The sequence below is a fragment of the Rhizobium sp. CG4 genome (assembly GCF_023701965.1).
In the GTDB taxonomy this organism is placed as follows: Bacteria; Pseudomonadota; Alphaproteobacteria; order Rhizobiales; family Rhizobiaceae; genus Agrobacterium.
Map to the genome: position 1 here is coordinate 107065 of NZ_JABAEG010000012.1, position 18738 is coordinate 125802.

General features: G+C 53.8%; 17 protein-coding genes. 10 read left to right on the top strand and 7 right to left on the bottom strand.

The window, feature by feature from the left end; translation table 11 throughout:
- Positions 1-55 precede the first annotated feature (55 nt).
- A complete protein-coding gene (locus HGO37_RS24860) occupies positions 56-1039 on the bottom strand; it encodes an arabinose ABC transporter substrate-binding protein (RefSeq protein WP_250985711.1) in 984 nt (327 codons plus the stop codon).
- 203 nt (positions 1040-1242) lie between these two features.
- On the opposite strand from HGO37_RS24860, the gene HGO37_RS24865 reads away from it, so the two are divergent.
- The gene (locus HGO37_RS24865; RefSeq protein ID WP_250985734.1) at positions 1243-2007 is read left to right on the top strand and encodes a FadR/GntR family transcriptional regulator; all 765 of its coding nucleotides are present in this window, start codon (positions 1243-1245) and stop codon (positions 2005-2007) included.
- Positions 2008-2053: 46 nt separating this feature from the next.
- Positions 2054-3202 carry a galactonate dehydratase gene (dgoD, locus tag HGO37_RS24870; protein WP_250985712.1) on the top strand — a complete coding sequence of 383 codons (1149 nt, stop codon included), beginning with the start codon at positions 2054-2056 and terminating at the stop codon, positions 3200-3202.
- A gap of 205 nt (positions 3203-3407) precedes the next feature.
- Here the strand turns inward: dgoD and hisD are convergent, their stop codons facing one another.
- Positions 3408-4706, bottom strand: a complete 1299-nt coding sequence (gene hisD / locus HGO37_RS24875; protein ID WP_250985713.1) for a histidinol dehydrogenase — start codon at positions 4704-4706, stop codon at positions 3408-3410.
- A gap of 180 nt (positions 4707-4886) precedes the next feature.
- Here hisD and HGO37_RS24885 point away from each other — a divergent pair, with 180 nt between their 5' ends.
- From HGO37_RS24885 to HGO37_RS24905, 5 genes are all read left to right on the top strand, one after another.
- Positions 4887-5435, top strand: coding sequence for a cupin domain-containing protein (locus HGO37_RS24885; RefSeq protein ID WP_192489347.1), 549 nt, complete (start codon positions 4887-4889; stop codon positions 5433-5435).
- A 116-nt stretch (positions 5436-5551) separates the two neighbouring features.
- Positions 5552-6592, top strand: a complete 1041-nt coding sequence (locus HGO37_RS24890) for an ABC transporter substrate-binding protein (protein ID WP_250985714.1) — start codon at positions 5552-5554, stop codon at positions 6590-6592.
- A gap of 109 nt (positions 6593-6701) precedes the next feature.
- Entirely contained in the window at positions 6702-7766 is a 1065-nt protein-coding gene (locus HGO37_RS24895; protein WP_250985736.1) for an ABC transporter ATP-binding protein, read from the top strand.
- Positions 7763-8941, top strand: a complete 1179-nt coding sequence (locus tag HGO37_RS24900; protein ID WP_250985715.1) for an ABC transporter permease — start codon at positions 7763-7765, stop codon at positions 8939-8941. The genes HGO37_RS24895 and HGO37_RS24900 overlap by 4 nt, the downstream gene beginning before the upstream one ends.
- On the top strand, positions 8938-9723 hold the full coding sequence (locus HGO37_RS24905; RefSeq protein WP_250985716.1) for an ABC transporter permease: 786 nt from the start codon (positions 8938-8940) through the stop codon (positions 9721-9723). The genes HGO37_RS24900 and HGO37_RS24905 overlap by 4 nt, the downstream gene beginning before the upstream one ends.
- 278 nt (positions 9724-10001) lie before the next feature.
- Here HGO37_RS24905 and HGO37_RS24910 read toward each other — a convergent pair whose 3' ends face one another.
- Both HGO37_RS24910 and HGO37_RS24915 read right to left on the bottom strand, forming a co-directional pair.
- Positions 10002-11141: a PLP-dependent cysteine synthase family protein gene (locus HGO37_RS24910; RefSeq protein ID WP_285201253.1), complete on the bottom strand. Its 1140-nt coding sequence runs from the start codon at positions 11139-11141 to the stop codon at positions 10002-10004.
- 1 nt (position 11142) lies between these two features.
- Positions 11143-11526 (bottom strand): RidA family protein, encoded by a 384-nt coding sequence (locus tag HGO37_RS24915; protein ID WP_250985717.1) that lies wholly within the window; start codon positions 11524-11526, stop codon positions 11143-11145.
- Between the two features lie 353 nt (positions 11527-11879).
- Here HGO37_RS24915 and HGO37_RS24920 point away from each other — a divergent pair, with 353 nt between their 5' ends.
- The 3 genes from HGO37_RS24920 to HGO37_RS24930 all read left to right on the top strand — a co-directional run bounded on the left by HGO37_RS24920 (position 11880) and on the right by HGO37_RS24930 (position 15355).
- Positions 11880-13028 (top strand): mandelate racemase family protein, encoded by a 1149-nt coding sequence (locus HGO37_RS24920; RefSeq protein ID WP_250985718.1) that lies wholly within the window; start codon positions 11880-11882, stop codon positions 13026-13028.
- A gap of 7 nt (positions 13029-13035) precedes the next feature.
- Entirely contained in the window at positions 13036-13665 is a 630-nt protein-coding gene (locus HGO37_RS24925; RefSeq protein ID WP_250985719.1) for an SGNH/GDSL hydrolase family protein, read from the top strand.
- Positions 13666-13756: 91 nt separating this feature from the next.
- A complete protein-coding gene (locus HGO37_RS24930) occupies positions 13757-15355 on the top strand; it encodes an ABC transporter substrate-binding protein (RefSeq protein ID WP_250985720.1) in 1599 nt (532 codons plus the stop codon).
- A gap of 81 nt (positions 15356-15436) precedes the next feature.
- On the opposite strand, the gene HGO37_RS24935 is transcribed toward HGO37_RS24930, so the two are convergent.
- The 3 genes from HGO37_RS24935 to HGO37_RS24945 are packed head-to-tail and all read right to left on the bottom strand — an operon-like array spanning position 15437 to position 18407.
- Positions 15437-16471, bottom strand: a complete 1035-nt coding sequence (locus tag HGO37_RS24935; RefSeq protein WP_250985721.1) for a sensor histidine kinase — start codon at positions 16469-16471, stop codon at positions 15437-15439.
- Between the two features lie 8 nt (positions 16472-16479).
- Positions 16480-16917 (bottom strand): response regulator, encoded by a 438-nt coding sequence (locus HGO37_RS24940; RefSeq protein ID WP_192489338.1) that lies wholly within the window; start codon positions 16915-16917, stop codon positions 16480-16482.
- Positions 16914-18407 (bottom strand): sensor histidine kinase, encoded by a 1494-nt coding sequence (locus HGO37_RS24945; protein ID WP_250985722.1) that lies wholly within the window; start codon positions 18405-18407, stop codon positions 16914-16916. Before HGO37_RS24945 ends, HGO37_RS24940 begins: the two co-directional genes overlap by 4 nt.
- Between the last annotated feature and the right edge of the window lie 331 nt (positions 18408-18738).

Genomic DNA, 18738 nt, shown 5'->3' on the forward strand with positions numbered 1-18738 from the left:
CCGACAGGAAATCCGGCCGCCTTACGCGGCCGGTCATTGCTTTTCGGATCAGTGGTTATTCAATGCCGAGGTCGGCACGAACTGCCTCGTAGTTATCGCGCAGCGCGACCTGACCAGCCGTCAGAATAAGCTTTTCCGGCTCTTTGTCGTTGGCAATCCACTCATACATGTTGAGAGCGGTTTCATAACCGTGGCGCTTCGGGGAAATGATGACGGTACCGAAGAAACCGGTCGCGTCAGCCTTCTTGAACTCGTTGATCGCGGATTCTGCGCCGCCGATTCCAACACCGATCATGTTGTCAGCCGTAATGCCAACGCTTTCCGTTGCGCGGACCGCACCGAGGACGGCTTCGTCATTCAGGCCGACGGCAACCCACTTCTTGATCTTGGCGTTCTTGTTGAGAACGACAGTTGCTGCGTTGAGAGCGGCTTCCGTATCAGTTTTTGCCTGCGGCGCATCAAAGATGTTGGCTTCAGGGAAGCCTGCAGCTTTCAGGGCGTCAAGCGCACCGTTTACGCGGTCAACTGCGGTTGGCAGCTGATCGTAGGAGACGCGGATTGCGCCCACTTCGTTCATGTCCCAGCCACGCTTCTTGATTTCATCAACGATTGTCTGGCCAGCTGCTTCGCCAATCTTTGCGGCAGAAATGCCCATATGCGGCACATCTTCAATCGGGCTGCCATCTGCATTTACCAGGCGGTCATCAACAGTCATGATCTTGAGGTCGTTGGCTGCCGCCTTCGCAACGATGCCAGGGCCGAGCTTCACGTCGGGTGTGCAGATGATGAAGCCCTGCGCGCCCTGTGCGCCTAGGTTGTCGATGGCTGATTGTACTTTTTCACCATCTTCAGCGCCAATCTTGACAAGGGTAAAACCCTTTTCCTTTGCGGCGATGTCAGCGAATTTCCATTCGTCCTGGAACCACGGTTCTTCCGGCTGCTTGACGATGAAGCCGATCTTGACGTCGGCGGCGAATGCGGAGGTCGCGGCGAATACGGCGACAGTGCCAGCCAGTATGGCTGTTTTAACAAAGCCCATTGTCTCTCTCCCTAGGTGACTGCCTTTGCAGTGTATGTTGTTTAGTTTCTTTCATCATATTCGTCAATTACATTTGTATGATGAATAAAAAGTCAGTATATGACATATCGCGGTCGTGATATGCGACACGGCATCGCCATGTGAGTGAAACTGCGATAAGGATCGCGACATGTGGCGAAGCAAGCGGGAGGTTAAGAGTGGCGTTGCAAGAACGGCAGGAACAGGCTGTGCCAGCCAATGGTGCCGGGAGCGTCAAACGCCCTCGTGTCCAGAAAAATGTAACGCGAGCGATTGCGACTGATATCTTTGCCGATGTGTTTCCCGCAGGAAGCATGCTGCCCACAGAAAACGAGCTGTGCACGCAATATTCCGTCAGCCGGACAGTGATCCGGGAATCGTTGAAGATTCTGGAATCCAAAGGCCTGGTACGTGGACGTTCCCGTATCGGCACGCAGGTCTGCGTCAAGGAAGACTGGAACATCCTCGATCAGCAGGTTCTTGAATGGATCGGTCCGCGCATTTTTGAACTGGATCTTTTGCAATGCGTGCTCGATGCCCGCCGGGCAATCGAACCATTTGCCGCCGAACTTGCCGCGCAACGCGCCAGCATGCAGGAGATTGCCGAGATAGAGCAGGCTTGGCAGCAGATGCGTGGTTCTGAAGGCGATGTGGAGAAATTCACGCAGGCGGATGTTGCCTTCCATGCCGCTTTGCTCAAAGCCAGTCACAATCAGGTTTTCATGCAGCTTTCGAGCATTATCAGCGCCGCGCTGGAGTTTTCCCTGCACGCCTCCAACGAGGCGGTGGATACCCGGGTAGAGGCGCTGGATGTGCACTATCAGCTTGTTGAAGCGTTGCGTTTGCGTGATGCCAATGCGGCACGGACATGCGCCAACCACATGCTCGAAATTGCAGCGCGCGATCTTGCAATCGCTGTGCGCAAACATCCCGATCACTGTCCCGTCTGATCGCGGATTTCCCTTCCGGACTTTATTGCTAGATGAGTGAAGCTTCATGAAAATTACGAAACTGACGACCTACATTGTCCCTCCGCGCTGGATGTTCCTGAAGATTGAAACGGATGAGGGAATTGTCGGGTGGGGTGAACCGGTTGTCGAAGGCCGTGCGCTGACCGTTGAAGTAGCCGTGCATGAACTGGCCGATTATCTCGTTGGCAAGGATCCAATGATGATCGAAGACCACTGGCAGGTCATGTACCGCGGTGGTTTTTATCGTGGTGGCGCTATTCATATGAGTGCGCTTGCCGGTATCGATCAGGCGCTTTGGGACATCAAGGGCAAGGCGCTGGGCCAGCCCATTCACGCTTTGCTGGGTGGACAGGTTCGTGATCGGATCAAGGTTTATTCCTGGATCGGGGGTGACCGGCCGAGCGATGTGGCCAACAATGCCCGTGATGTCGTTGCCCGTGGTTTCAAGGCAATCAAGCTCAATGGCTGCGAGGAAATGCAGATCGTTGATACCTGGGAAAAGGTTGAAAAGGCCGTTGAAACCATCGCGATAATTCGCGAGGCCGTTGGCCCGCATATCGGCATTGGCGTTGATTTCCATGGCCGTGTGCACCGGCCGATGGCCAAGGTCCTGGCCAAGGAATTGCAGCCCTATAACCTGCTGTTCATTGAAGAGCCCGTGCTGTCTGAAAACCGGGAAGCGCTGAAGGAAATCGCCAACCATTGCTCGACGCCGATTGCGCTTGGTGAACGTCTCTATTCACGTTGGGACTTCAAGTCTGTTCTATCTGACGGTTATGTCGATATTTTACAGCCGGATTTGTCCCATGCTGGCGGCATTACCGAGTGCCGAAAGATCGCGACGATGGCGGAGGCTTATGACGTGGCGCTTGCTCCGCATTGCCCGCTTGGTCCAATCGCTCTTGCTGCCTGCCTGCAGGTTGATGCCGTGAGCTACAATGCCTTCATTCAGGAGCAGAGCCTCGGCATTCACTACAACAAGTCCAACGATATCCTTGATTACATCTCCAACAAGGACGTGTTTCAGTATGCCGATGGTTTTGTTGGCATTCCGCAGGGACCTGGCCTCGGTGTTGAGGTTGATGAAGCCTATGTGATTGAGCGCGCCAAGGAAGGGCATCGCTGGCGCAACCCCGTCTGGCGCCATGAAGATGGCAGCGTCGCTGAGTGGTGATAAAGCAATAGGTGCGGTGATAGAGTTCACCAAAAACAAACGCCGTGACATATCGCTGTCACGGCGTTTTGTCGTTGTCTATTTATGGCCGGAATTTGTTTTGGCGGATACGACTAGTCGACGCCACAATCATGTTTTTTTAGGCAGAAAACCGCCGAAATTTTTCGACGGTTTTCCTTAGCTTCAGACTTTCGGCGGGATCAGATCATTCTGCTGCAAGCTGCTTAGGGCTCAGGCGCAACGCCGCAGCGCGGCGGTGACCTTCAAGCTGTTCTGTCGCGCTCTGGCGAACAGCGGCAGGAGCAACCGCAGCAACGCCACGCTCATCCAGCCACTGGTGGGTGGCGATCTTTACATACGAACCAACCCAAAGGCCTCCAGTATAACGACCCGCGGCCATCGTTGGCAGCGTGTGGTTGGTTCCGCAGCACTTATCTGAGTATACAACGCTTGCGAGTTCACCGATAAAGATGGAACCATAGTTGCGCAGCTTCTTCGCTGTTGCCTTCGCGTCGCGCGTGTGGACCTGAAGGTGCTCAGTTGCGATGTAATCGGAATAGGCGATCATCGTTTCCTCGTCCTCTACGAGGGTAACTTCGCCGTAGTCCTTCCACGCGACACCGGCAACAGCAGCCGTCGACAGTGTTTCGAGCTGCTTCTCGACTTCCTTTATGGTCTCATCTGCGATCTCACGGCTGGTCGTTACAAGACCAACACGAGTACGCACATCGTGTTCGGCCTGGGCCAGCATGTCGGTCGCGAGTGTTGCTGGGTTGGCAGTTTCATCGGCAACGATGAAGATTTCACTCGGTCCCGCCAACTGGTCAATACCGACTTGACCAAAGACCTGACGCTTCGCTTCGTTGACAAATGCGTTGCCCGGGCCGACGATTTTATCGACGGCAGGAATGGTCTCGGTCCCGTAAGCCATTGCTGCAATAGCCTGTGCACCGCCCACTCGGAAGATACGGTCTGCGCCAGCGAGGTGGCAGCCAGCAATCATGGCAGGATGTGCATTTGGGGGTAGGCAAGCAATCACCTGGTCGCAGCCAGCTACCTTAGCGGGGACTATCGTCATAACCGGTGCCGAAAGAAGTGGATAGCGTCCACCTGGCACATAGCAACCGACGATCTCAATGGGAATAACGCGGTGCCCCAAGTGCAGGCCCGGAAGACTCTCGATTTCGAGCGGAAGAATGGTGCCGAGCTGAGCCTCTGCGAAGCGGCGGACGTTTGCTATGGCAAACTCGGTGTCTTCGCGTGTCTGTGGGTCAAGATCAGCAACAGCCTTCTGCTTCTCTTCCTCTGTGACTTCAAAGGTAGCGACATCGGCTTTGTCGAAAGCGAGCGAGTATTCACGAACCGCTGCGTCGCCACGCTCGCGGACATTAGCGATAATGTCCTTCACCGTTTTTTCAACGGGAGCCGTGTCGGAGACAGCGTCTCGCGTGGGTTCTTTAATCTTTATAAATTTGCCTTTCAGCGCATTGAGACGCGACGTCATCGAAACCTCCTATGTGGTATGATTGACGTGAGCATCTTCCACGACGAGCTTTCCGGCAATTGCCCCTAAACCACTTGTTCATTATATTCACCACATGAAGTGTATTTGCTGGGGCTGGGTATCTCACCCGGGCTTGGGGTGTCATGGTCGTCCGCATGCTGAAACAGAAGGGTCTGACTGATGCCTAAAATTGGGAGTAAACTTCGAGAGCTCCGCCGCCGCCGAGACTTGGGCGTTAGGGAGCTGGCAGCGCGCTCGGGAATATCGCATTCGACGATTTCCTTGATCGAGCGTGACCGGATGAGCCCGTCTATAGATACGCTTGGTGCGGTTCTGGATGCACTTGGTACAACACTTCCCGGTTTTTTCTCTGATCTGCAATCCAGTCTGCCGTATTCACCCTTCTACTCGTCCGCAGACCTCGTGGAGATTGGAAAGGTTGATACAATTTCATATCGCGTTATCGGACTGGACCATCCCAACCGGCAACTCCTGATGTTGCATGAGCGCTACGCGCCTGGTGCAGACACCGGCGAGGAATTCACTCACGCAGCCCAGGAAGCGGGCATGGTGCTGTCGGGAATGGTTGAGATCACTGTGGGCAATGTTAAAAAGGTCCTGAAGCCTGGGGACGGATATTATTTTGATAGCAGGCTTCCCCATCGCTTCCGCAATGTTGATGAAGGGCCTAGCGAAATCCTGAGCGCTATTACACCACCGACTTACTGATGTTCAAACCTGCAGAAGGGTGGTGAGTATAGTGAACAAGGTGGTTAACCCCGCTTTTCAAAGTTTGGAAACGTGCTTTCCTATTGGCCGGTCGATAACACAAAGGGGAGCGTCCGATGAAAATCTTTAAAGCTACAATCATTGCATCCACCATCCTGATGGCAGGCAGTTTGAGTGCGCAGGCACGTGATCTGACAGTCGTGTCTTGGGGTGGAAACTTTCAGGATGCTCAGCGTAAAATCTTCTTCGAACCCTATGCAGCCGAAACTGGTAAGCCGGTTCTCGACGAAAGTTGGGATGGTGGCTACGGCGTTTTGCAGGCCAAGGTCAAGGCTGGCGTGCCCAACTGGGATGTCGTCGAAGTTGAGGCTGAAGAACTGGCGCTGGGTTGCGCCGATGGCATATATGAAAAAATCGACTGGGAAAAACTTGGCGGTAAGGACGCCTACCTTGCTGCCGCGGTCAGTGACTGCGGCGTTGGCAACATCGTATGGTCGACTGGTCTCTCTTATGACGGAGAAAAACTGAAGGAAGCCCCAAAGACCTGGGCAGACTTCTGGGATACCAAGAAGTTTCCTGGCAAGCGCGGCTTCCGCAAGGGTCCGAAATACGCTCTCGAGTTCGCTCTGATGGCTGATGGTGTACCTGCCAAAGAGGTCTACGACGTTCTCAGTGGTGAAGGTGGTGTTGATCGCGCATTTAAAAAGCTCGATGAATTGAAGGCCGACATCATTTGGTGGGATGCAGGCGCTCAGCCACTGCAGCTCCTGTCGTCGGGACAAGTGGTCATGACCACGGCCTACAATGGCCGTATCAGCGGTATCAACCGCTCGGAAGGCAAGAAGTTCGGCTTTGTGTTCCCGGGTAGCATCTACGCTATCGACAGCTGGGTGATTTTGAAAGACAGCCCAAACAAGGACGCAGGCATGGATTTCATTAGCTATGCGAGCAAGGCCGAAAATCAGGCCAAGCTGCCCGAGTATATTGCTTATGGTCTGCCCAACCTGGGAGCGACCAAGTTGGTCCCTCAGCAGTTCCAGGAAGAACTTCCGACGACTGAGGCAAACATTAGTGACGCAATCCCGCTTGATGTAGACTTTTGGACCGACAACGCGGAGGAGCTGACGCAACGCTTCAACGCCTGGCTCGCGCAGTAAGCGCCAGCCTTTTCATGTCCTGATATCCGTTGCCCGAAAAAGGGCAACGGACCTTCCCTCATCAGAGAGAGGAGGGAGGTTGCGTTATCCAATACGAGCGTAGGTTATGATGAGCGACGCGTTTATAAATTTCGACAAAGTCAGCAAAGCGTTCGGCATCATGACTGTCGTTGATAATCTAGACTTGTCTATCGGCAAGGGCGAGTTCGTCAGTATGCTTGGGCCTTCCGGGTCTGGAAAGACGACGCTTCTCATGATGCTGGCAGGGTTTGAGAGCCCGACCAGCGGTGCGATCTCCGTAGCTGGTAAGCGCGTCGATTCCCTTCCACCCCATAAGCGAAATATGGGTGTCGTTTTTCAGAACTATGCACTCTTTCCCCACATGACCGTTGCTGAGAATGTGGCGTTTCCGTTGAGAATGCGTGGCGCCTCCAGGAGTGAGATCGTTGAACGGGTGACGAAGGCGCTCGACATGGTTCAGCTCGGTGCGTTTCAGGAACGCAAGCCCATACAACTGTCCGGTGGGCAACAGCAGCGCGTTGCTTTGGCCCGCGCATTGGTTTTCGAACCAGAGGTCGTCTTGATGGACGAGCCATTGGGCGCTCTCGACAAAAAGCTTCGCGAGCAGATGCAAATGGACATTCGCGATCTTCATCACCGCTTGGGGCTTACCATTGTCTTCGTTACGCACGACCAGACAGAAGCACTGACAATGTCGGATCGGATTGCTATCTTCAATCATGGAAAAATTGAACAAATCGGAGGTCCGTCGGAAATATACGACAGGCCAAGAACTCAGTTCGTCGCCGAGTTTATTGGAGAAACAAATCTTCTCTCTGGAAAGGTGACGTCTTCATCTAACGGCCTTCTTAACGTTACGTTGGAAGGCAGTCAGCCGATAAAGGTAGCTTCTACCGCAACTTATGAACCTGGAAAGCACGTTAAGGTATCGGTGCGCCCAGAACGTATTGAGCTCGACGCGGTCGGTGAGGGCCAAAACGAGCTCAAGGTGAGAGTGACTGACATTGTCTACCACGGAGACCATCTTCAAGTGGAGGTCAATGCTGGTGGTCGGAGGCTTGTCGTCAAAGCCAATCGAAAGGCAGTGGCTCCAGAGATTGGGCAAGACATTGTAGCGTCGTTCAGCCCCGAACAATGTTGGATCGTCACATGACGCAAACATCGTGGCTATCCAAACAAACCAAGTCGTTTGCGCTCATTGCACCACTCGCAATTTTTCTAGTTTTCTTCTTCGTGGCGCCTCTCTTCACGATGATGAAGTCCGCTGTTTCTGATCCGGTCGCGTCAAATGCTCTTCCTACGGTTTCAGAGGCGTTGGAAGGTTGGGATCGGTCATCGACACCTTCTTCAGAGGCACAAGCGTCGCTGGCCGCTGATATACGTAATATCAGTGACGATCAGTTATTTGGTGATCTCGTCCGTCGACTGAACAGTGCTAAGTCCGGTTTCCGCACTCTGATGACCAAGACACGTAATGCTGTAGCTGACCAGACAGTTACCGACTTGGTGTCCGTTGATGCGCGGTGGAGCGACCCGGCATTCTGGATCGCCGTCCAAGACGCCGCGAGCGCTTCCCTTACAGACAGAAACCTGCTGGCAGCTGTCGATCTGCAACGAGACGCCAGCGGCAACATTGCGAACGCTCCAGAGGGTACCTCGGCCAATCGCACTACGCTGATCCGTACATTGATCATGGCTGGCATCGTGACAATCTGCTGCATCGCCGTGGGCTTGCCGTTCGCAATGGTTGCTGCATCAACGACCGGGTGGAAACGCCAACTGCTTCTGGGAGCTGTACTTCTTCCACTCTGGACTTCATTGTTGGTGCGCACTGCCGCCTGGTACATTATCCTTCAGGACAACGGTCTCATCAACTTGACTCTTCAAACGCTTGGATTGACGAGCGGGCCTGTTCCTCTGATCTTCAACCGGCTCGGCGTTGTTATTGCGATGACCCATGTGCTCCTACCTTTCATGGTCCTACCAATTTTTAGCGTTCTTATCGGTATTCCCAAGAACCTTATGCCAGCGGCAGCCTCATTAGGCGCTTCACCTATCCGCGCATTCCTGTTGGTTTTACTTCCGCTCAGCCTTCGCGGTGTCGTATCAGGCGCGCTGCTCGTCTTCATGAGTGCTCTCGGCTATTACATCACGCCTGCGCTTATCGGTGGAGCACAAGATCAGATGATAAGCTCGGTTATCGCATATTACGCGACTGGTGCGGCAAACTGGGGGATGGCTGGCGCTCTCGGTATCGTTCTGTTGGCAGCAACGATGATCCTCTATGTTGTATATCTTCGCCTTTCCTCCGAGGAGGCGCGCACATGAAAACGCTTACCGCCAGCAAAGCCGTATTCGGATCGACCGTAATTTTCTTCCTTATGGCACCGCTGTTCGCAATTCTTCCGCTTGCTTTTACAGACAGCATATTTCTCAACTATCCCATCCCTGGGTTTTCATTCAGGTGGTTCCACGAGTTGTTCACGGCTGACGCGTGGCGTCGGTCCATAATCAACAGTCTTTTGATTGGAAGCGGAACGACTATTTTAGCGACGATCATGGGAACTGTTGCAGCTCTTGGATTGCGAGGAAAATCAGTTTCGCTGCTGTTTAGTTTCTTCCGGACTTTGTTCCTTCTGCCAATGGTTGTTCCGGCAGTCGTGCTGGGGGTGGGTATGCAATTGATGTTTGCTCAGTATGGTCTCGCCAACACATATGTTGGGGTTATCATCGCGCACACTGTTATTGCTATCCCCTTCGTCGTGGTCAACGTTACTGCGGCGCTGCAAGGCATTGATCGACGGCTTGAGAATGCCGCAGCAAGCCTTGGCGCATCGCCAGTTGTCGTCCTTCAGAAAGTGACCTTGCCGCTTGCCATGCCGGGCATTGTGTCGGGTGCCGTTTTCGCTTTCGCCACATCCCTGGACGAAGTTGTTCTGACGCTGTTCGTCGCGGGCCCCAATCAGCGCACTGTTGCCCGCCAGATGTTTTCGACAATCAGGGAAAACATCAGCCCTGCAATTGCTGCTGCAGCATTGCTGTTCATTGTGGGAACCGTGCTTATAGCGGGACTGGTCCTTTTGGCTCAGAAAAAGAGCCCGCGGGCGTAAAGACAAGTCACCTGCGCTGCCGTCCTTCGTTAGTGACGCTGACATTTTGTAGTGAACGAGGACGTTCCAAAGCCCTCGAAAGGACGACTTCCGTTTGCGGAGGCTTGGCCTTCATCCTTACCCGGCTATTCTCACATTTACGGGTATCAAGGCTGGCGGCAATGATTTCGTCGTCGGTCGTTCTGTGTTGATCAGCAACCTTAGAAAACAGCCAACTTCCAACGAGGTTGATAGCGACCCAAAGAGAAACTTCGCGACTTTCCCTTTGGGCCGTTTTCTCATGTATTGGGCTGAGATTGCTGTTTGGAATACTTTAGTGGTGTGCCGTGGTCGATGAATGCCTCAATGCGCTCACGCCACGGCTTGATGTCCAGCTTCTGCTCTTCAATCCATTTCGGATTGTAATAGGTCGCGGAGTAACGGTCTCCGCTATCACAGATCAGGGATACCAGTGATCCGTCCTTGCCTTGGCGCATCATTTCGCTGGCGATGCACAATAGACCGAAGAAGTTTGTGCCGGTTGAACCACCAACACGACGGAAAAGCCGGTCAGAAAGAACGTGCGCGGCAGCAATCGAAGCGACATCCGGCACGCGGATCATGTGGTCAATCACACCGGGTACGAAGGAGGGCTCGACGCGTGGTCGGCCAATGCCTTCAATGCGGCTGCCGGGAGCGGTTTTTTCCATGTCGCCGCTTGCCCAGGCATCGTAGAAGGCAGACCCCTCAACATCGACGACCGCCAGGCGCGTTTCGAGGTTCTTGTAGCGAATGAACCGACCAATCGTTGCCGATGTCCCGCCTGTGCCAGCGCTCATCACTACCCAGTCCGGGACGGGATGACCCTCATATTGCATCTGTTCGAACACGCTCTGGGCAATGTTGTTGTTACCGCGCCAGTCCGTTGCTCTTTCGGCATTGGTGAACTGGTCCAGATAATGGCCGCCAGATTCAGTGGCGAGTTTCTGCGCCACGGAATAGACGTCGCCAGCATGGTCTACGAAATGGCACTTGCCGCCGAAGCGCTCGATCGCCTCAACTTTCTGCGGGCTGGTGGAGCGCGGCATGACGGCGATGAAGGGGAGATCCAGCAGGTTCGCAAAATAGGCCTCTGAGACCGCGGTCGAGCCGGAAGATGCCTCAACAAGCGTTGTGCCCGGACCGATTCTGCCGTTACAAATCCCGTAAAGGAAAAGAGAGCGTGCCAGACGGTGCTTGAGGCTGCCCGTCGGGTGTGTGCTTTCGTCCTTCAGGTATACGCTGATGTTTTTCAGGCCGGGAAAAATCGGTTTGACGAGGTGGGTGTCTGCAGAGCGATGTCCATCGCCCTGCAGAATATTCAATGCGCGTCGCGTCCATTCGCGGTCAGCCGCTGCTATCGGCAGTTCAAAGTGATGTTCGCAACACATGTCAGTCATGTCAGGCGTCCTTGAGGGCGATGACAGCTTCGATTTCGATCTGGGCACCCTTTGGCAGCGCCGAAACCTCGAAGGTCGCGCGGGCAGGGAAGGGCGCCTTGAAGAATTCTGCGTAGGCGGCGTTGATGTCTGCAAAGCGCGACAGGTCGCGTACCAGCACGGTTGTCTTGACGGTTCTGGAAAGATCCGTACCAGCGGCCTCTGCAATGGCTGCGAGATTGCGCAGGCACTGGCGGGTCTGTTCAACCGGGTCGTTGGACGAGAATTCACCGGTGGCCGGGTCGATTGGGATCTGCCCTGATACAAAAAGCAGTCCGTTTACGGCGATAGCTTGCGAATATGGGCCAATGGCGGCTGGTGCGGCGTCGGTGGAAACAGGCTTCATGGAAATCTCACTTTTGGTTTTGTCGGGCGTTGGTGTCGCAGCGGTGGCGCCACTGCGATGATTCTTGTTGTGCAATATGGTGCTGCCACACTGGGACCTGTCAACGTTATCGCATGTGAAGGCTTGTCCAAAGCCAATTACGTCACCGTTTGCAGATGATTTTTCCAGACTTGTTTGCAGCTGTCCGGGCGAGGTTCGAGGTTTTTTTAAGGTTTTCCAATGATGTAGACCAACCTGTCATCCAGAATAAAAAATCTGTCGTACAGATTTGACAAAATCTGATATTTCTGTCTAATTATGTCAGGCAGAATGATGAGGGCGTGATGCGCCCATGCTTGCATACGGGAGGAATTATGATCATCACCGACGTCGAAGTGCGCGTTTTCCAAACGACGACCCGTCGCCATTCGGATAGTGCCGGTCATGCACATCCCGGACCCGCGCATAAGGTGGAGCAGGCCATGCTCACCATTCGCACCGAGGATGGTCTGGAAGGCCACTCATTTACGGCGCCTGAAATTGTGCGCCCGCATGTCATCGAAAAATTCGTGAAAAAGGTACTGATCGGTCAGGACTACCGTGACCGTGAACGCTTGTGGCAAGACCTTGCGCACTGGCAGCGCGGCTCTGCCGCGCAGCTGACAGATCGCACTCTGGCGGTCGTGGACTGCGCATTGTGGGATCTTGCCGGCCGGGCTTTGGACACACCTGTATACAAGTTGATCGGCGGTTATCGCGACAAGGTTCTCGCCTATGGTTCCATCATGTGTGGTGACGAACTTGAAGGTGGACTGGCGACTCCGGAAGATTACGGTCGGTTTGGCGAAACGCTGGTCAAGCGTGGCTACAAGGGCATCAAGCTGCACACCTGGATGCCGCCTGTCAGCTGGGCGCCTGACGTGAAAATGGACCTGAAGGCGTGCGCCGCAGTTCGCGAAGCTGTTGGTCCTGATATTCGCCTGATGATCGATGCGTTTCACTGGTATTCGCGCACCGATGCGCTGGCGCTGGGCCGCGGACTTGAAAAGCTTGGTTTCGACTGGATTGAAGAACCAATGGATGAGCAATCCATGTCGTCCTACAAGTGGCTTGCCGATAATCTCGATATTCCGGTTGTCGGGCCAGAAAGTGCAGCCGGCAAACATTGGCATCGCGCAGAGTGGCTGAAGGCAGGCGCTTGCGACATTCTCAGAACGGGTGTCAACGATGTCGGGGGTATTACGCCAGCATTGAAGACCATGCATCTTGCGGAAGCATTCGGCGTTGAATGCGAAGTGCACGGCAATACCGCCATGAACCTGCATGTCGTAGCCGCGACCAAGAATTGCCGCTGGTACGAGCGTGGCCTGCTGCATCCATTCCTCGAATATGACGACGGTCACGATTACCTGAAGTCGCTGTCAGACCCGATGGATAGTGACGGTTACGTCCATGTGCCGGATCGTCCAGGCCTTGGTGAAGACATCGACTTCAACTTCATTGAGAACAACAGGGTTCGGTGATCGTATCATGAAGACGGTTCTTGCATTCGGAGACAGTCTTACATGGGGTGCCGACCCAACGACTGGCTTGCGCCATCCGGCCGATTATCGCTGGCCGGATGTGCTGGAAAAAGAACTGGGCGGACAGGCCAAGATCCTTTCAGAAGGGCTTGGCGGCCGTACCACATGTTATGATGACCATGCCGGGCCGGCGTGCCGCAATGGCGCCAAGGCGCTGGAAGTTGCGCTGGCAAGCCATATGCCGCTCGACCTCGTTATCATCATGCTTGGCACCAATGATATCAAACCAACCCATGGTGGGCGTGCCGAACCCGCCGTGACCGGCATCCGCCGGCTTGCGCAGATCGTTGATACGTTTCCTTACAAGCCGCGTGATGCAAAACCGAAGTTGATGATCGTTGCGCCACCTGCCTGTGTTGCCGGTGCGAGCGGCGTTCCCGCCGCTGGTCGCGATATCGCGGAATCGCAGCGTCTTGGCCCCCTTTATCGCAAACTTGCCGCAGAACTTGGCCATTTCTTCTTCGATGCTGGTTCTGTAGCAAAGTCATCCCCGGTTGATGGTGTTCATCTGGAGGCTGACGAAACTGCAAAGATAGGAAAAGCACTGGCAGCACCTGTTGGTGAAATCCTTCGCTGATCCATCCGGGCCTGTGGAGGAACAGGCCGGTCTGTATATTGAAAACTTGGAGAGCCGTCATTCCAAAGGAAACGGCAAATTGGGAGGAAATATGAGACACTTTCTTGCTACAGCGGCCCTCGGCGCGCTTTTGATCGGCGCTTTGCCAATCAATTCGTTTGCCGAGACACCCAAGGATCAGCTCGTCGTTGCGACAACAATGAGCAATATTCTGACGCTTGATCCCGCTGCAATTACCGGCCGTGAAACGGTTCAGGTTCTCAACAATACCTATGACACGCTGGTCATTCTGTCGCCAGAAGACCGCAGCATCCAGCCGCGTCTTGCAGAGCGTTGGGAAGTCGCCGAAGACCGCATGTCCATTCGCTTCCATCTGCGCAGTGATGCCAAGTTTGAATCCGGCAATGCCGTGACTGCACAGGACGTTGCCTGGAGCCTGAAGCGTCTGCTGGTTCGCAATCTTGCGCAGTCTTCGTTCCTCAAGACCCGTGGTTACAAGGTTGAGAACGCTGACAAGCTGTTTGTTGCTGAAAACGACACCACATTTGTCCTCAACCTGCCGCAGCCGGATGACCCGAGCCTGCTGCTGATGATCCTTGCCCAGAACGGTCCAGGCTCCATCATCGACAGCAAGACAGCTCTGGCCAATGAAAAAGACGGTGACCTTGGTGCCAGCTGGCTGACACTGAACTCGGCGGGTTCTGGGCCCTTCAAGCTGACCCAGTGGAAGTCGAATGAATTTATCATTCTCACTCGTAATGATGACTACTGGGGTGAAAAGCCAGCGATGAAGCGCGTTCTCATGCGCCACCTGCCTGAATCGCAATCCCAGCGCCTGATGCTTGAAAAGGGTGATATCGACGTAGCGTATTCCTTGCAGGCGCCTGACCTTCGTTCACTTGAGGCAGACAAGGATATCGCCATTGAATCGACGCCCGGTTCGGGCTTCTATTACCTCAGCGTCTCGATGAAAGACGAACGTTTCGCCAATAAGAAAGTGCGCGAAGCATTGCGTTACCTGATCGATTACGAAGGTCTCGACAAAGCAATCATGCCGTATTACGGCAAACTGCATCAGCGCCCGATCAGCACCGGTTTCCTCGGAGCGCTGCCGGATGAAGGTTACAAACTGGATATCGAAAAGGCCAAGGCTCTGCTGGCCGAGGGTGGCTTCCCGAATGGTTTCAAGACAACGCTGCGCGTTCTCTCAGAAGATCCGTTCATGAAAGCCGCAACGGCCATCCAGAACACACTGGCACAGGCAGGCATTCAGGCTGAAATCATCAGCGGTTCTGGCGACCAGATTTACGGTGCGATGCGTGAGCGCAAGTTTGAACTGCTGCTTGGTCGCGGCGGTGGTGGCCAGCAGCCACACCCTGACAACAATCTGCGTTCTATCGCCTACAATCCGAACAATGCAGACGATGCAAAGCTAACCAACTATCAGGGATGGCGCACCAGCTTCTACGACGAGAAGCTGAACAAGATGATCGAAGATGCGTTGCTTGAGCGTGATATCGCCAAGCAGGGCAAGCTCTACGAAGACATTCAGACCTACATGGATGAAATCGTCATGTCGATCCAGCCGTTCTCTGAAGTCGTTGACACCGCTGCTTTCCGTAGTGACGTGAAAGGTATGATTGTCAGCCCTTGGCTTTCGCGTTTTGAAAGCATCAGCAAGGATCGTTGATCCCGCCTTATCCTCCCAAAGGCACAGAAAGGCGCGTGTTACCACGCGCCTTTTCTGCTTTAGGTTTGAAACCTATGCCGCTTAGATGACGACAAGTACTGCCCAGGTCAGGCGAACATGTCCGCCTGGTGTGCTGTCATCGTAATCCAGTGTCGCATCCAGTGTTTTGCACATGGCCTTGATAAGCTTAGTGCCAAGGCCGGTGCCCTTTGGAGCTGCCGACGGATTGAAACCGATCCCGTCATCATCGACACACAGCTGAAGTTGGTTGTCCTCCGTCTGGCGTAACGTGACTCCAATCTGTCCCTTGCCTTCCGGGTAGGCATATTTGAGGGCGTTGGAGACCAGTTCGGTCACGATCACACCCAGCGCCACGGCCTGATCGGCGGTGACAAACACTGCCCTCAGGTCGGTGGTAACAATGATCTCAGGGGATGCGCCACCGGTGCGTTGCAGGTCGTCGATCAAAGCGCCGAGATAGACATCGAGGGCGACAGCGCCGACATTTTCCGAGGTGTAAAGACTGCGATGAACGCCAGCGATCGCTGCAATGCGACTTTGGGTTTCCTGAAGCGCGTTCTTGGCTTCATCACTGATGACGGTGTTGGTCTGCAAGCGGATCATGGCCGAAACAAGTGACAAACTATTGGCTACACGGTGGTTCATCTCAGCCACCATCAGTTCTGCCCGTTCCTTGGCAACGATCAGCAACCGGTCGGCCTCGTCCTTTTCCCGTCGTAGTCTGGCATTGTTCAGTGCCTGATCGATGGCACTGGCCAAGAGCGGGAAAAAGTCGTCGGTTACCGTTTTGATCACGTAGTCCGCAGCGCCGCCCTTAAGCGCGTTAATGGCAATCTGCGCATCGCTGGACCCTGTTACATAGAGAATGGGAACCAGTGTAGATTTACACCCAATTTCCTCTAGAAAATGTAAGCCAGTCTTGTCCTGAAAATAATGGTCCAGGACAACGGCGTCATAGGTGTCGGCCATGAAGGCCTCAATGCCGGCTGCAACGGAGGCTGCATGAGTTACACTGTAATCGTAGCGGCCAAGAATACGCTGCGCCAGCCTTGCCAATGCCGGATCGTCGTCAATGTATAAAATGCGAGCCGGCATTGAATTCCTCAAGGCACCTGAATAACGGAGAAAAACAGGCCCAGATTGCGGATGGCGGTCGCGAATCCATCATAATCGACCGGTTTGGTAATATAGACGTTTGCGCCAAGGTCATAACATTTTTGGATTTCACGTTCGTCGTCAGTTGTTGTCAACACCACGACCGGAAGCCGGCGCGTGTGTTCATTTGTCTTGATCTGTTCAAGGATATCGATGCCTGACATGTCCGGCAGGTTCAAATCTAACAGAATGAGCAGATAGCGGTCCTTGCTCGGCAGACCATCACGGTTTTCGCCCAGAATGTAGTCGAGCGCCTTCTTGCCCAGGGTGAAGGGGACGATCTCGTTATTGACGCCGGCGCGGCGGACATTTTTCTCGATAAGACGGGCGTGTCCCTCATCGTCCTCGATCATGACGATAGTGACTTCCTGGCCAGAAGCTTTCATAGCTCGTTACTCCTTGGGATTTTGGTCAAATCTGAAGGCAAAATCAGCCGGAAAGTGCTGCCTTTGCCTGGTTCAGAATCCACCGTAATGTCTCCTCCTAAATTTCTTATTAGTGACCGGACGTGGGCAAGTCCAATTCCTTCGCCTGGTTGGTCCTGCTCACCCGCACGCCGGAACAGTTCGAAGATGCGTTCCAGGTCCTGACGTCCGATCCCGCGACCATTGTCTTTGATGTCAATGCGCACACGGCCATGTCCATTGCTGTAACTTCTGACGGAAAGCTGCAAGGGTCGACCAGGTTGCTGATATTTAACTGCGTTGTCGAACAGGTTGCCAAAGATTTGGTCTAGCGAAATGCGATCGCTGATAACGTGACGCACGTCCATCGAAATGGAGATATCGCCACCTGAACTGGTGACCTGGTGATGGACGCTGGCTGATGCCGTATCCAACAAGGACTGAAGGTCTATCTTTTCAGGGGTTAGTTTGCGGCGTCCGTCGCGGGATATCTTCAGGATGGCATTGATCAACTGATCCATCTTGCGCGTCGATGAACGAATGAAGGTGATTGCCTCCGGCAGGTCTTCTTCTACGGCAAGGCGAGCATTGCGAATGTCCTGCTCGTCAGGCTTTTTTTCATCCGCCAGAACATAGGCGGTGAGGTGTTTGACCGAACTTTCAAACTCGCTCAAAAATCCCATGATATTGACAAGTGGCGCACGCAGGTCATGGGTAACGATATAGGCGAAACGCTGGATTTCCTGATTGGCGCGAATAAGGTCTTCGGTGCGTTCGTTCACGCGTTCTTCCAGCCCCTTGTTAAGATATGCCAGTTCCTCCTGAGCGCTTGAAAGAGCACGAATGTGCTGGACGATGATCGCAAGCGCACCACCAACAACGCCCAGTATGGCAATAGCAGCTGTTATTGTTAGCCATTGCAATATTCGCGCGATATCAATCTGCTCAGAAACAATGATGCGTAACCTGTCGTCTACCGTGGTTTGGTAGGTGGAGAGGATATCGCGAATTTCATCCATGTACCGGAGACCAGAATCCGTCCTGAGTAGCGAGATAGCGCCGTCAAAATCGCCGTTCTCGGCGAGGGCAAGCGTGCGGTTTGTCTCTTCAATTTTTGCGTCTGTAAGCTTGTCCAGTTCTGGCAGCTTTGCGGCAAGTACCGGGTTGTCGGAAAGGCTTTCCCGCAGCTTCGGCCTGATATCCGGCAGTCGCGCCATTGCTTCGTTGTATGGTTCGAGATATTTTTCATCACGCGAAAGTAAATAACCCCGCTGGCCAGTTTCAGCGTCTTGCATGGATGTCAGCATGTTAAGAACGTGCGCACGGATGGTGCGAAGCTGAAGAATTTCCCGGGAATAATCGTTGTTGGCGTTAACGAGCCATAACGATGAACCAACCATAACGATAAGCAGAGCAATGCCTGCGACCAGCATGAGCAGGGTTGATCGTGCAAAGTTTGTGATTCGTGCCATGAAAAATCCGGGTCGGGTGAGTGCCTCAAATATCTAGAGGCAAGGGGAGGGTCGATATGAGGGAGGGACGTATCACACTTCTGTCAAGAATGTTGCGTGGTTATCTAATGAAGTGTTGTTCGTCTCATGTCCTTGCCCGTTTCACCTAATGCGACCCAAAATAACGCGTGGAGCGTATTTTCGTTCCATGCGCTGCTCGATTTTTTTGTTCGATGCTGTGATTTGTCAGGCAGGCATCGTCTCATCTCTGCTGTGCAGTGGGCTTTGGCGCATTTTTTGGTCCGGGGGCGGAAAAAATGCGTACCGAATTGTGGAAAACTGTACGGCCGAT